This window comes from uncultured Tissierella sp., assembly GCF_902479755.1.
GTDB classification, from domain to species: Bacteria; Bacillota; Clostridia; order Tissierellales; family Tissierellaceae; genus Tissierella; species Tissierella carlieri.
In genome coordinates, this window is the sequence record NZ_CABSQO010000011.1 from 52,222 (window position 1) to 66,000 (window position 13,779).

The following is a 13,779-nucleotide window of genomic DNA, read 5'->3' on the forward strand; positions in this document are numbered from 1 at the left end:
ATTTAAAATATATCCAAATTTAATTTATTTGACATATTTATTAGTAGCTATTATACTATATTGAGAAAAAACTAAATAAGACAGTTCGAAACCATCCTGTCTATAAATAAAACTAAGGGTCTGTAAATAAGAATATTCTATTTTTATAAGGCACTTTGTGCCTTTTTTTATTTGTATAAAATATATTAATAATTTCTTAGTCTATTGTTTAAGGGATATGAAGAACCTTTCTTATTTAGAATTTACTAAAATTAAGGAGTGATAAGAATGAATATCAAATCGTCAGCAATAGGGGAAGAAACTATGGCTAAGAAGGCAGCTATATCAGGGGTTACAGTAGGGCTTTATGTTGTATTGATGTATTTAACCCAAGGGTTTGCCTTTGGACAATATCAGATAAGAATAGCAACATCATTTTACGCTTTAAGTGGAATCTACCCATTTCTAGTACTTCCATTAGCGGTAGGGAATATGGTAAGTAATATACTTATGGGGGGACTAGGAATTCTTGATGCATTAGGAGGTTTCATAGTAGGGTTCGTTACCTCAGGAGCAATTTATTTGATAAAGAAATTTAAGTTAAATGATTGGCTTATGGCCATTCCAATAATCTTTGGACCAGGATTAATAGTTCCTATATGGCTTTCAGTTATACTAAATATACCTTATAAGGTGTTGGCAGCCAGTCTATGTATTGGACAAATTATTCCGGGAATAGTGGGAGTTATTCTTTTTAAACAATTACGAAACAGAATATAAACTTAATAGAAATGGAGGATATAAATATGTCTGGAAGAAAAGAACAAGAATTAGAAGGTATAACATTATTAGGAAATCAAGGGACAAGCTATAATTATAATTACAATCCATCTGTTTTAGAAACATTTGAGAACAAACACAAGGAAAATGATTATTTTGTAAAGTTTAATTGTCCGGAATTTACAAGTCTTTGTCCCAAAACAGGACAACCTGACTTCGCATCAGTGTATATATCCTATGTTCCAGAAAGACTCATGGTAGAGAGCAAGTCTTTAAAGCTTTATCTTTTTAGCTTTAGAAACCATGGAGATTTTCATGAAGACTGTATGAACATAATAATGAAAGATTTAATAAGTCTTTTAGATCCAAAGTATATTGAAGTGTGGGGAAAGTTTACTCCAAGGGGAGGAATTTCTATTGACCCATACTGTAATTATGGTAAGGAAGGAACAAAGTGGAAAGATGTAGCTGAAAAAAGATTATTTTACCATGATATGAATCCGGAGAATATCAATAATAGGTAAAATTACTAATTGAAATAAAAGGAAAACTTTACATTAAGCAGTTCCCATAGGATAATATCATCCGACAGGATATAGTAAAGACTATTTTTTCAACTAATATGGGAATTAATTCGCATATCACGTTATTGGTTTAACCGGATGGTTATATTAGCATTAAGTTATTAAACTCAAGGGGGCCATTATATGAGAACAGTTAAACTTAAGATTGCACAATTGAGAAAAGATAAAGGAATAGGGCAGCAGGAACTAGCAGATGTATTAGGAGTATCTTTTCAGTCAGTTAGTAAATGGGAGACTGGTATAACAATGCCTGATATAACCTTATTACCAAGTATAGCTGAGTATTTTGACGTTTCTGTAGATGAATTATTAGGTTTAAAACCATTACGCCAGCAAGAATATGTGCCAAGAGATACAGATAACCGAGATAATTGGAATGGAAAGACTGACAAACTTTATAAAAATAGAAAGTATTTCTGGAATGATGACTATCTAAGATTTCTTGTAAGAAATGTTTGGCATATAGAATCTCCAAAGGATATTATTGAATTTAGATGTGGAGATGGTTACTTAGGAATGAAATTACTTGGGATTTTACCTAAGGGAAGTACTTATACAGGGGTTGATAGTGAATATTTTATTAATAAAGCTAAATTAAATTTTAACAATACTAAATTTGATGTAAAGTTCATTCCATCAGATATATATTCTCTCGAGTCAAATGAAAAATATGATATGGCTATTTGTCAAGCTGGATTACGCCATATGAATAAGCCTATGGAAGTATTAAGAAAAATGGTGGATTTAGCTAAGGAAGAAGGATTTATCGTCTGTGTAGATGTTAATAGGGAATTTGAAAATGACGGGTTATATATTGATGATATTAGTTATGATTATCTATGTACAGCATTTGATTTTCATAAAGTATGGAAGAAAGAATTAGAGTATGAAGGCAGAGACTATGCAATTGGAATGAGGCTGCCATTTTATATGCAAGAATTAGGTTTATATGATATTGACATTCGTATGAATGATAGGGTAATGTATGTAAATTCTGAAATGGAAGATTATGAAGAAAAAGTGCAAGATTTTATTGAAATCAACGGATTGGATGAATCTTTTGATATTGGCAGTCAAGAAAATACTATTGAACTATTCATGAATCGAGGAATTGATAGAGTTGAGGCAGAGAATTATATAAAAATGAAAGATAAGATAGCAGAATATTTTAGAAATCCTGAGAATAAAAAATCATTTTTAAAAGTACAAGGACTATTAATTACCTATGGGAGAAAATAAATATAATATGTAGATGCACAATTGCTAGTAATAGTATTTTTTATAGAGACTACTATTTAAGTAATAGCGAGATAAAATATTTTAATATCAGACCATTAGTATATCTAAATTATATATGGTGGCTTACAGTATACGAGGTCCTACTTTTCCTTGATTTATAAGGAGATGTAGGACTTCTCTTTGTATTTGCTAATTATGACATCAAAGCTTTAAATTCAGTATTATAGAGGTTTTATACACAATTCTCGAAGGTTATTTTCATCTAATATATACTGATTTTATAATGGATTGAGATTCAAATTCTTTAAAAGCTCTATTTAGGTGTTCATAAGTTGTTCCTAAAAATAGAGGAATTTGAGCTTGAGATGATATAATTTTTATTTGTTATATGCTCAGCTACATAACTAGATAATCTATTTATAAAGGGATAAAATTGTAAGAATTATTATTAAGTGTATAAATCATAAAAATTTGTATGTTATAATTATAAAAGATAAACATATGGAGGAGATTATTATGAAGTATGAAGTTATAATATTTGATGCAGATGAGACTTTATTTGATTTCAAAAAATCTGAAAGAGAGGCTCTTAGGTGTACTATGATTGAATTTGATATAGAATATGATGAAGAATATCATTTAAATGTATATAAGGATATAAATACGGCTATATGGAAAGAGTTTGAAGATGGACTTATTACTCAGAAAGAATTAAAGGCTGAGAGATTTAAGAGATTATCAGATAGACTAAATGCTGGATTTGATGAATTTAAATTTGCAAAATCATATATGAAGAGTCTATCTTATGGATCATTTCTATATGATGATAGTATGGACCTTGTGGAAAGTTTGCATAAAGATTATAGACTCATCATAATCACTAATGGTCTTAGTGATGTCCAAGATAATAGAATAAGAAAATCTATTATAGCAAGATACTTTGCAGATATAGTAGTATCTGAGGAAGTTCAGGTATCAAAACCAGATTCCAGAATATTTGAACACGCTTTAAATAATATAAAGTATACTGATAAAAGCAAGGTGTTGATGGTAGGAGATAGCTTAACATCTGATATACAAGGTGGAATAAATTTTGGTATAGATACATGTTGGTTTAATCCTAATAAGATTGTGAATGAAACAGAAATAAAACCTACCTATGAGATTTCTAATTTGATGGAACTTAAGGATATTCTTAAAAAATAGATAATAATCAAGAAATAACTTGAATTGACATGACAGCAATATTATTATATGATTTACTTGTAACAATATGATGGTGAAAGGTGGAGTGCTATCCGGCACACTTGATGTTAAATAATCATATAGCATAAGTGAGACGTGGAAGAGAAAGATAAAATCTTGAGTTGAATAGATATACATCACTGTTGATTATAACAGTTTTTTGTTGTATCTAGTTTATCAATAAAGATTTTATTTTTATTCTCACGGCAATAGCACCTTATAATATTTGAAGGAGCCGTAGATTAAAACTATGGCTCTTTTTATTTATACCATAATCATATTGTTACATGTAATTATAAAAGAAGAGAAGATTTCACAGATACAATATATAAGAGATAGTATTGAATAATTTTTATGGAGTTCTTATCAATAAAATGTTAAGAGAATTTGTCGAAACAACGTTAGAATATACTAAGGGATTATAAGAGAACGTTAATAGAAAATTTATGATGAATTTGTATTTTACGAAAATTAGAATAAAGATTTAAATAATAAGAATTGATTGAAAGGGTTAGGTGATATAAAATGATAAATAAATTATTTGAATATACAAAAAAGCCAGAAGTGTATGCACCAAGTAGCGGAAGATTTTGGGATGATAAACATATTTCAAAAGAGATGTTAAAGGCTCATCTACATCCAACAATGGAGGCTGCAAGCAGAAGTCATGATTTCATCCATAAATCAGTAGAATGGATTCAAACAGTAGCTCCTTCAGAAACTAAGAGGAGAGTTTTAGATTTGGGATGTGGGCCTGGAATATATGCAGAGAAATTATTTTATAAGGGATATTCAGTAACAGGGATAGATTTTTCCAAAAGATCTATAGAATATGCTAAGGAACAAGTAAGCAGACAAGGATATAACATTGAATATATCTACAAAAATTACCTTGAGATAGATTATGATAGTATATTTGACCTAGTTCTCTTAATCTACTGTGATTATGGAGTGTTATCACATGATGATAGAGCAATCTTATTACAAAAAACCTATTCTGCTATGAAAGAGGGAGGGAAGTTTATATTTGATGTATTTACACCAAAGAACTATGAGGGGAAGCAAGAAAGTAGCAATTGGTACTTGCACCAAGGAAGTGGATTTTGGAAACCAGAGACTCATCTATGTTTACAATCCCACCATATTTATGAAGATAATATTAGGCTTGACCAATATGTAATTATTGATCAGGAAAACAAGATAGATGTTATTCGTGTGTGGGATCGTTGTTATACAAAAGAGATGATAATTGGCGAGCTTGAAAGAGTAGGATTTAAAAGCATTAAAACTTATTCCGATGTTTCAGGAAAGATGTATGATGAAGAATCTAAAACAATATGTGTTGTAGCACAAAAGTGAAATTTGGTAAGTAACTATAGATTCATTAAAAATAGATGTTTGTTATATAATGTAGTATAATAGTGTCAGAATATATAAAGTATTAAAGGTGATACTTATGGAGTGCTATCCAAGGAAGAATATAATGAATTAGTTGGAATTATAAATATGTTTTTAAAATTATCCTATTGGAGTTAAAAGACTAAAAATATTTTTAGTCTTTTTTACTAATTATAATATCTGCTTATGGCTTTTTCTACGGGCTAAGCATAATTATTGTATTTAGCATAATATTTAATCTATTATACAAATGGGTAAAATATATTTAGTGAAATTATTCGAAAGGAGGATATATTTATGTTTTCTAGAAATTTAGATAAAGCTAAGGAAGCTTTTAAAAATAGAGATATTGAAGCTACAATTAATGCACATAAACAAAATTATGAACCTCATAGCTCAGGTGAAGGAAAGTATATTAAAAATCTTATCTATGGTGGATTAGATGGAATAATTACTACATTTGCAGTAGTTGCTGGTGTTGCAGGTGCATCTCTTAATGGTGGCATAGTACTAATTATGGGATTTGCCAATTTAATAGCTGATGGTTTGTCTATGGCAATTGGAGATTATTTATCTACAAAAGCAGAGATAGAATATCAACAACTTGAAAGAGAAAGAGAAAGTTGGGAAGTAGAACATTATCCTGAAGGAGAAAAACAAGAGATGATAGAGCTTTACAAGGCCAAAGGATTGAGTGAAGAAGATGCTATTAAAATAACAGATATACTTTCAAAAAACAAAGATACATGGATTAGTGTCATGATGGTAGAAGAATTAGGAATTGTAGAAGAAAAGGAATCACCGATTAAAAATGCATTAGTTACCTTTGTTTCCTTTTTAATTTTTGGATTTGTTCCTTTAATAGCATATGTATCATCAACATTTATACCAGGCATGGGTGATATGACCTTCATATTAGCTTGCATATTAACTGGGGTAACCCTTTTTATTTTAGGTGCTCTAAAGGTGAAAGTAACTGTGAAAAATTGGTTTACCTCCGGACTAGAGATGCTTATGGTTGGGGGAATAGCAGCTATAGCGGCATTCCTCATAGGTAAACTATTAGCTGGTCTTGCATAAATTTAAAAGAGACAAATCATTTCATGGAGTTTTAAATTTAAGGTTTTGATGAAGACGAATTAGAGTGGTAGATTATTTTTATAAAAACAATCTACTGCTCTTAATTTTACCCTTTCTGCTTAGGATGTCTAATTTCTAATTTAGTTTTTATTGCAGGTTTATGATTTCCAAATTAAGTTCTTGCAAATACTTAATTATTCTTGGTAAAGCATCAATAACAGCTTGAGATTCATGGAGAAGAATGATGGAACCTGATACATTGGAGTTTTGAATAGAATAAAATATCTTATCTGCATCGCGGGTTTTCCAATCTTCTGGATCATTATTCCAAAGTACTATTTTATATTCCTGATTGTATATTAAATCTTTTATCTGTTTATTAAGAGAGCCATAAGGTGGTCTAAAGAGATTTATCTTTTGATTGGTTACTTCTTCCAGTAATTCAATAGAGTCTATAAGTTCACTTTTTTGTTTATCATAAGAAAGAGTAGGCATATTAATATGATTCATAGAATGACTACCAATAGAGTAGCCGTTAGATTGAATACACTGAACGTAATCGGGATATTTCTTCACATTAAGTCCAGTAAAAAAGAATGTTCCACCAACTTCATATTTTTTTAGTACATCCATAATCCCTATAGAATATTGAGAAGGACCATCATCGAAGGTAAGAGCAACACTTCCTTCTGGAACGCTATATGTTATTGATTCTTCAAGTTTTATAAAAGGAATAGCGGGTTCAATAGAAGAGAGGTCTTCAATTGTTATACTATTCTCTGATTCCAAACTTTCACTTTCTTTCTCGGTTAATTCATTATTTAATTGAATTGACTGAGCCAGTGCCTTTTCATCAAATGCGGTTTTATTCAGATAAAGACGGCTTAAATATCCAAATAATATGACGAATATTACACTCATAATAGCAATAGATGTCATTTTAAATTTACCAATGTAATTCTTTGATATCTTTTCCTTATCTTTATGCGGTTCATCATTTGATTCTAATTTTATAGGTATGAAGATTGGCTTGTCCAAAGCAGCAATGTCTTGACAACGTTTAATAGTATTTAATTTACTTATATAATCTTCTGAGCATGAAAAACTTATTATCTCACTTTGATCACAATATGTTCGTGTCAATACACTTTTATGTTGTTTTTGGATTGCGTCCCATGAGCTATTAAAGGATAATCTATATTTATGTTTTTCATCAAGCTGAATAAGGTCTTTTAAATTCTCAGCTGTATATTTATCAACTTCCCAAAACATTTCAATATCTTGTTCAAATGAGAGCCTTACTTGTAAAAAATATTTATCATATTCATTTTTAATTTCTTTTAATTCAAGTAGTTTTCCGCTATAAATTGACATAGTTGGCCCCCTTTCTTTAGGTTTAAATAAAGTTCTGGTAATTGTTTACCTTGAATCAGATATATTAGAATTAATTGCCTTTGAAGAAAAAGAGGAAGACATTCGTTCTGTAAAATCATTTATGGTTTTCATCAATTGAGATTTCTCATGAAGTATTTTTTCATATTGCTGTGCATATTGTTGGTTTTCCGTTTCCAGCCTTCTAATATTTTCTTCAAGCTCATTGATTTTTAGCATATTTTGATATTGAGCATTCATAGACTCCTCGTTAAGTTTATTGTATTTATTAATTTCAGTTTCAAGTTGATTTGAAATCTTTTCATATTCCATATTTGAATTGTTTTGATACTCTTTATAATCTTCCAGCAATTGATCGTAGTTCATTTGTTTGTTTGTTAAGCTATTTTCTAGTCCGCGAATTTCTTTATTCTTCTCCTGTAAAAGCTGATCTTTTTTCATTAAATCTTGCTTAATACGACTAATTGCTTCATTAGCAGCATATAATTGTTCCTCAAGGCCTTTATTTTTATAGAATATCAATTGACGATCTTTTATGATATTTTCCATGGAAACAATTAAATCTAGAACTACTTTGTCTTGATTATCTTTTGAAAATAGGGGATTATTGTTTTGTGTACTTATTTGTTCAGACTCTTTCAAATTAAGAAATTTCTCTTCTTTAATAACTTCCGTTACTTCTACTTGTTGTTCTATATTGTTTAGATCTAAAAGGTTTTGATTAGGATTAGTAGTTTTAAACCAACTAATGCCTTTTTTTTTAGTACTCTCTTTGGTCACAATATCATCCTCCTATATAAATGGCTTAATAAAAAACTTCTATCCATTTAATTATAGGCAAAAAGTAGAGGTAACAAAATAGTACAAAACTCCTATAATATTTTCAATATTGAAGTAAATTCATAGGGAGAAATGTAGGATAAAGAGATATGTAATACTTTAATGTCAAATAGTATATGAATATTCTTCTTATTTTTCTTGACCTTAGCCTTAGGATAAGGTTTATAGTGTATATAGAATGATAAACAATGGAGGTTATATAATGGAGAGACTTTATTCTGTAAAAGAAGTATCTGAGATATTTAATATATCTACAAATAAAATTAGATTCTATGAGAAAAAAGGATTAATTAATCCTAAGAGGAACGTTGAAAATGATTATAGGTATTTCAATGAAAATGATTTAATAAAACTCCATACAATTTTAATGTATAGGGAATTAAATTTACCAATTGAAAGCATTAGAGATATATTTAAGGATGAGAGTAAAAACAATTTATTAAATCATTTCTATACTCAATGGGAAGTTGTGAATAACCAAATCCATAAGATGCAGCTGATAAAAGGATCTTTGGAAGACATTATGGATAATGTATATGAGAGTGAAAATGAGAGTTATAAGGCAGAAATAATAAAAGTAATAGAATCAATGAATGAAATATGGAAGGTTAAAAATGAATGGAAGGATAAATGGGATTTCAATAGTTGGGCTAAAACTTATGATGAATCAATAAGAAAAGATTATAGCACATTAAACTTTTATAAAAACTATGATAAGTTATTAGACACTGTTTTTGAAGAAGCGGTAGCAGATAAGAAAATGACAATTAAAGTATTGGAAATAGGTGTGGGGACAGGGAATCTATCAAGAAGATTTTTAGATAAAAATTATGATATAATTGGTATTGATCAATCAAGAGAAATGTTAAATATAGCGAAGGAAAAGTTTCCAAAATTAAAGTTAAGATTAGGTGATTTTCTAAAGATTCCTTTTGAAAATAATAAATTTGATGTGATAGTATCAACCTATGCATTTCACCATCTAGATGAAGAGGAAAAAATTATTGCAATCAATGAAATGCTTAGGGTTTTAAAATTAGATGGCAAGATAATCATAGGAGATCTAATGTTTGAAAGTCAAAAAGATAAAGGAGAAATTATGAAAACTTTAACTAAAGATGAAATTGAAGAAATAGAGGATGAATATTATTCAAATATTGATTTTTTAAGAGAACAATTTGAAATTCATAGGAAGAAATTAGAAGTAACTAGAATAGATAAATTAGTCTTTGTGGTTGAGGTGAATTAAAATTTGAATTATAATATATATAATTTTAGGGGAGAGTGACCATAAAAATAAGGGAGGGATTTTATGAAGGAAATGAGAAGGAAAGATAGAGAAATGGACGAGAATTTTGCCTATTCCATCATAGACAAAGCTAAATTTGGAACCTTAGCCACTATTGATGAAGAAGGAAATCCTTATTGCATTCCAGTTTCTATTGCTAGATGTGATAATAAAATATATATCCATTCTGCATATCAGGGTAGTAAAATAGAAAATATAAAAAGAAATTCTAAAATATGTATATCTTTTGTTGGAGATGTGAATGTTCCACCACCAGGACCTGCTGGAGAATTAGAAAAAGCTATGGAAGACCCCAAAACCTTTAGAAAGATAGCCAGTCAAAAATTTACCACTGAATTTGAATCAACAGTAGTTTTTGGTAGGGCTAATATTGTTGAAGATGAGAAGGAAAAAATCTTAGGGCTAAGGCTGTTATCAGAAAAATATAGTCCTTGGAATATGCCATATTTTGAAGCAGCTATTGAAGGTTCTTTAAAGATTACTTGTGTAATACGTATTGATATCGAAAGAATTACTGGAAAAAGAAAGAAGTATGATAAAGGCGGCGTAGAGATGAAATGGGGTAGAATGGAATAGTGTAGTTAAAGTTATGAATATTTTTTGAGATCATTTTATTGCCATAAAAATGCTAAATATATATTTAGCATTTTTATTTTTATATAAAGGTATTATTCTTTGAGTAATAATAATATTAATTAAAGATTTTCCTGACTTATAGTTAGATTAGTCTTATAAGTTTAATATATTATATTGACTTCTAATGCATATAGCTATATGATATATATCGACGCGATATATTAATATTAAGAAAGGTTGATGCTAATGATAAAATTTATAATTTTAGGTTTTTTAACATATAAAAACCTCACAGGGTATGATATAAAGCAAATTATGATTCAAAGTACATCAAATTTTGCTAATGCAAGTTTTGGAAGTATTTACCCTGCACTAAATAAATTAGAAAAAGATGGTTTAATAAACTCTACTAAGGTTATAGAGGATGGAAAATACAAGAAGGTATATTGTATCAATGAAGCTGGAAATGATGCATTTATTAAATGGCTAGAAGAGCCTATAGATTTTATGAGATCTTATGAGGATATTCTTACCAAAATATTTTTCTATGAAAAACTTCCAAAGAAAAAGGCTTCACAGCTTGTGGAGCAGTTAATTGGAGATATTAATAAAAAGTTAGAGGAGCTTGAAAGTCTTGAGGCTGAGATTAGGGATAAGGCAGGGTATTTTGAAATGTCAACACTTTATTTTGGTATAGATCATTTGAAATTTATGACTAGTTGGTATGAAAAATTCTTAAAGGATTTAAATAATAGATAAGGGAGGTATGTATAGGTGAAAGCATTAATACTTAACGGTGCATTAGAAAACGACCAAAGTATGGAAAGAATAAACAAGCTTACTGAAGAGACACTTATTGAACATGGTTATGAAGTAGAATCTATTGTACTCAATGAAAAGAAAATAGGAGAATGTATGGGGTGTTTTGGCTGCTGGGTAAAGACTCCTGGAATTTGTGTAATAGATGATTATGGACGAGTGCTTACAGAAACTATAATTAATATGGATTTAGTAGTATATCTTACGCCTGTAGTCTATGGAGGATATTCATCTGAACTTAAAAAGGCTTTAGATAGAATAATTCCTTTATTACTTCCATTCTTTAAAAAGATTAGTGGAGAAGTGCATCATAAGGAGAGATATAAAACATATCCAGAGGTAGTAGTGTTAGGATTGATGTCAGAAGAAGACAATGAAATGGAAGAAGTATTTAATAATCTTCTCAAGAGAAACTCTTTAAATTGGTATAATTCTTTCAGCGGAGGAACTATACATAATAAATCAGAAGAACAGATAAAATATCAATTAAAAGAGAAGTTAAGTCATAGAAAGGGGATATAATATGTTAAATGAGAAAAAGGCATTGTTATTAATTGGAAGTCCTAAAAAGAAAAACAGTACCTCCGAATCCCTAGGAAATTATTTACTTGAAGGGCTGAATAAAAAAGGATATATTTCTGAGAAACTTCATATAATTTCTATTCTAAAAGATGATGTAGAAGGTCTATTTGCCAAGGTAAATGATGCTGATATAGTTATAGTTTCTGCCCCTTTATACGTGGACAGTTTACCATCTCCTTTGATTAAAGCTTTTGAGCTTATAGGACAAAATAGAAAAGGAATGTCAAATTCTAAAAGCCAAAGGTTTATTTCTATTGTAAATAATGGTTTTCCAGAATCATTTCATAGTAATACAGCTCTTAAAATATGTAAAATATTTGCAGATAATGCTGGATTTCAATGGCTTGGTGGTCTTGCAATAGGATGCAGTCCTGCAATAAATGGCATGCCAATTAAAAACTTAGGCGGCATGACTAGAAATATAGTAAAATCTTTAGATATAACTATAGATAAAATAGCTAAGAATGAAAGTATCCCTTTAGAGGCAATAAATTTAGTATCAAAAGAAATAATACCTAGTTGGTTATATACATTAATTGCTAATAGAGGATGGAAGATTCAGGCTAGGAAGTTTAATGCTCATAAAAGCTTATATATAAAGCCTTATATAAAATAAATATAATTCACCTAAAAATCTTCTTATAAGGGGATTTTTAATATTGTTTTAATATGATAGACAGCTTAAGATATCTTTGTTTCTATATATAAGGTATAATTATTCTATAATTACAGATCCATAAAGGAGAAAAAGTCCAATGAAGTTATATAATCTAATATTCATCACATTAGGAATTATTTCTATGGTAATTGGAATGATAGGAGTCATTATACCTGTATTACCAACAACACCATTTTTGATATTAGCATCTATGTTTTTTGTAAAGGGATCTGAGAAATTTGACTTATGGCTTAAAAGCACAAAATTATACAAAGATTATGCAGAAGATTTTATTAGAGATAGGTCAATGACATTAAAGAGAAAAATAACAATAATGTTGATCTCTGATTTAATGTTATTATTTCCATTAATAATTGTAGGAAAGGTATTTATTAAATTGTTTATAATATTGATAGCAATTTTCAAGTATTATTATTTTATCTTTGAGATAAAGACTAAGAAAGAATAATTGATTCACAAAACATTTAATATTTTGTAGCTCTAAGTTATTTGATATAAATTATATTTTCCTGTATTATTTCTAATAAAATTTGCAGAATCAGTTTAAATACAGCATGAGATGTGCCAGTATCTGTCTTTTCTAATTTTTCCCCAATATAATTGTCTATTGTTTTTATTGTTTTTTCATTTGCCCTAAATTTATACCACTTGCAACTATTAATATAGGTTTTGAAATGTTTATCCTTTAAAAATTAAAGATTTATCTATTTGAGATACATTATGTCCTACTGCATCTGCCGCCTCTTGAGCAGTTCTAGTTGAAGCACAAAATTCAATTGCATTTAAATTTGACCCAACTTATTCCAAAAATGTTTTGAATTTTTCAGTACTTTTACTCAAATCATATGACATATGCTTCTCTCCTTATTTGATTAAATTATTATAAATAATATAAAGATGAACTTTGAAATATGTGAATTATAATAAAGTCAGTAAATATTTATCTTATACTTTCATTAAATTACCTAGTATTTAAAATCGTTAAAACATACAAAATAATAAAGAATAAAACTTTGATATAGAGGTGAGAATTTTGGCAAAAAGACCATTGAATTCTAATGCTGTAAGAGCTTTAGAAGAAATGAAAATGGAGATAGCCAATGAAATGGGCTTATCAAATAATCTTTCAAATTTAGATCCCATAGAGAATATATTTACTGCTGGTACAGTAGGTGGAATGATGACTAAGAAATTAGTTGAAATGGGACAAAAACAGCTTATAGATAAATAATAAGATTGTGGTCATCTTTAGATGAAAAAATTATTAAAAATAAGGA

General features: G+C 28.8%; 15 protein-coding genes. 13 read left to right on the plus strand and 2 right to left on the minus strand.

The features are described 5' to 3' along the window. Nucleotides 1-267 precede the first annotated feature (267 nt). The 6 genes from RDK80_RS07875 (at nt 268) to RDK80_RS07900 (ending at nt 6,305) form a co-directional block, all read left to right on the plus strand. Nucleotides 268-759, plus strand: coding sequence for a QueT transporter family protein (locus RDK80_RS07875; RefSeq protein WP_308523958.1), 492 nt, complete (start codon nt 268-270; stop codon nt 757-759). Nucleotides 760-785: 26 nt separating this feature from the next. Next, complete coding sequence (gene queF / locus RDK80_RS07880) at nt 786-1,283, plus strand: preQ(1) synthase (protein ID WP_094902880.1); 498 nt, start codon at nt 786-788, stop codon at nt 1,281-1,283. A gap of 183 nt (nt 1,284-1,466) precedes the next feature. After that, entirely contained in the window at nt 1,467-2,582 is a 1,116-nt protein-coding gene (locus RDK80_RS07885; RefSeq protein WP_308523959.1) for a DNA (cytosine-5-)-methyltransferase, read from the plus strand. 516 nt (nt 2,583-3,098) lie between these two features. After that, on the plus strand, nt 3,099-3,788 hold the full coding sequence (locus RDK80_RS07890) for a YjjG family noncanonical pyrimidine nucleotidase (protein ID WP_094902884.1): 690 nt from the start codon (nt 3,099-3,101) through the stop codon (nt 3,786-3,788). A 564-nt stretch (nt 3,789-4,352) separates the two neighbouring features. Next, on the plus strand, nt 4,353-5,186 hold the full coding sequence (locus RDK80_RS07895) for a class I SAM-dependent methyltransferase (RefSeq protein ID WP_308523960.1): 834 nt from the start codon (nt 4,353-4,355) through the stop codon (nt 5,184-5,186). A gap of 336 nt (nt 5,187-5,522) precedes the next feature. Next, entirely contained in the window at nt 5,523-6,305 is a 783-nt protein-coding gene (locus RDK80_RS07900) for a VIT1/CCC1 transporter family protein (protein ID WP_308523961.1), read from the plus strand. Between the two features lie 147 nt (nt 6,306-6,452). On the opposite strand, the gene RDK80_RS07905 is transcribed toward RDK80_RS07900, so the two are convergent. Further along, on the minus strand, nt 6,453-7,679 hold the full coding sequence (locus tag RDK80_RS07905; RefSeq protein WP_308523962.1) for a polysaccharide deacetylase family protein: 1,227 nt from the start codon (nt 7,677-7,679) through the stop codon (nt 6,453-6,455). A 45-nt stretch (nt 7,680-7,724) separates the two neighbouring features. After that, nucleotides 7,725-8,477 (minus strand): hypothetical protein, encoded by a 753-nt coding sequence (locus RDK80_RS07910; protein ID WP_094902890.1) that lies wholly within the window; start codon nt 8,475-8,477, stop codon nt 7,725-7,727. Nucleotides 8,478-8,739: 262 nt separating this feature from the next. On the opposite strand from RDK80_RS07910, the gene RDK80_RS07915 reads away from it, so the two are divergent. The 7 genes from RDK80_RS07915 to RDK80_RS07945 all read left to right on the plus strand — a co-directional run bounded on the left by RDK80_RS07915 (nt 8,740) and on the right by RDK80_RS07945 (nt 13,733). Continuing rightward, nucleotides 8,740-9,786, plus strand: a complete 1,047-nt coding sequence (locus tag RDK80_RS07915) for a MerR family transcriptional regulator (RefSeq protein WP_308523963.1) — start codon at nt 8,740-8,742, stop codon at nt 9,784-9,786. 63 nt (nt 9,787-9,849) lie between these two features. Next, nucleotides 9,850-10,422, plus strand: a complete 573-nt coding sequence (locus RDK80_RS07920) for a pyridoxamine 5'-phosphate oxidase family protein (RefSeq protein ID WP_235601366.1) — start codon at nt 9,850-9,852, stop codon at nt 10,420-10,422. A 246-nt stretch (nt 10,423-10,668) separates the two neighbouring features. Further along, nucleotides 10,669-11,181, plus strand: a complete 513-nt coding sequence (locus tag RDK80_RS07925; protein WP_158220147.1) for a PadR family transcriptional regulator — start codon at nt 10,669-10,671, stop codon at nt 11,179-11,181. A 15-nt stretch (nt 11,182-11,196) separates the two neighbouring features. Next, the gene (locus tag RDK80_RS07930; RefSeq protein ID WP_094902896.1) at nt 11,197-11,763 is read left to right on the plus strand and encodes a flavodoxin family protein; all 567 of its coding nucleotides are present in this window, start codon (nt 11,197-11,199) and stop codon (nt 11,761-11,763) included. 1 nt (nt 11,764) lies between these two features. Beyond that, complete coding sequence (locus tag RDK80_RS07935) at nt 11,765-12,439, plus strand: NAD(P)H-dependent oxidoreductase (RefSeq protein WP_094902898.1); 675 nt, start codon at nt 11,765-11,767, stop codon at nt 12,437-12,439. 139 nt (nt 12,440-12,578) lie between these two features. Beyond that, nucleotides 12,579-12,950, plus strand: a complete 372-nt coding sequence (locus tag RDK80_RS07940; protein WP_094902900.1) for a YbaN family protein — start codon at nt 12,579-12,581, stop codon at nt 12,948-12,950. A 576-nt stretch (nt 12,951-13,526) separates the two neighbouring features. After that, nucleotides 13,527-13,733: an alpha/beta-type small acid-soluble spore protein gene (locus RDK80_RS07945; protein ID WP_308523964.1), complete on the plus strand. Its 207-nt coding sequence runs from the start codon at nt 13,527-13,529 to the stop codon at nt 13,731-13,733. The last annotated feature ends 46 nt before the right edge of the window (nt 13,734-13,779 follow it).

Bases quoted from the DNA above. Each gene is read 5' to 3' on its own strand.
- RDK80_RS07875 (WP_308523958.1), top strand. From the start codon at position 268: ATGAATATCAAATCGTCAGCAATAGGGGAAGAAACTATGGCTAAGAAG.
- queF (WP_094902880.1), top strand. From the start codon at position 786: ATGTCTGGAAGAAAAGAACAAGAATTAGAAGGTATAACATTATTAGGA.
- RDK80_RS07885 (WP_308523959.1), top strand. From the start codon at position 1,467: ATGAGAACAGTTAAACTTAAGATTGCACAATTGAGAAAAGATAAAGGA.
- RDK80_RS07890 (WP_094902884.1), top strand. From the start codon at position 3,099: ATGAAGTATGAAGTTATAATATTTGATGCAGATGAGACTTTATTTGAT.
- RDK80_RS07895 (WP_308523960.1), top strand. From the start codon at position 4,353: ATGATAAATAAATTATTTGAATATACAAAAAAGCCAGAAGTGTATGCA.
- RDK80_RS07900 (WP_308523961.1), top strand. From the start codon at position 5,523: ATGTTTTCTAGAAATTTAGATAAAGCTAAGGAAGCTTTTAAAAATAGA.
- RDK80_RS07905 (WP_308523962.1), bottom strand. From the start codon at position 7,679: ATGTCAATTTATAGCGGAAAACTACTTGAATTAAAAGAAATTAAAAAT.
- RDK80_RS07915 (WP_308523963.1), top strand. From the start codon at position 8,740: ATGGAGAGACTTTATTCTGTAAAAGAAGTATCTGAGATATTTAATATA.
- RDK80_RS07920 (WP_235601366.1), top strand. From the start codon at position 9,850: ATGAAGGAAATGAGAAGGAAAGATAGAGAAATGGACGAGAATTTTGCC.
- RDK80_RS07925 (WP_158220147.1), top strand. From the start codon at position 10,669: ATGATAAAATTTATAATTTTAGGTTTTTTAACATATAAAAACCTCACA.
- RDK80_RS07935 (WP_094902898.1), top strand. From the start codon at position 11,765: ATGTTAAATGAGAAAAAGGCATTGTTATTAATTGGAAGTCCTAAAAAG.
- RDK80_RS07940 (WP_094902900.1), top strand. From the start codon at position 12,579: ATGAAGTTATATAATCTAATATTCATCACATTAGGAATTATTTCTATG.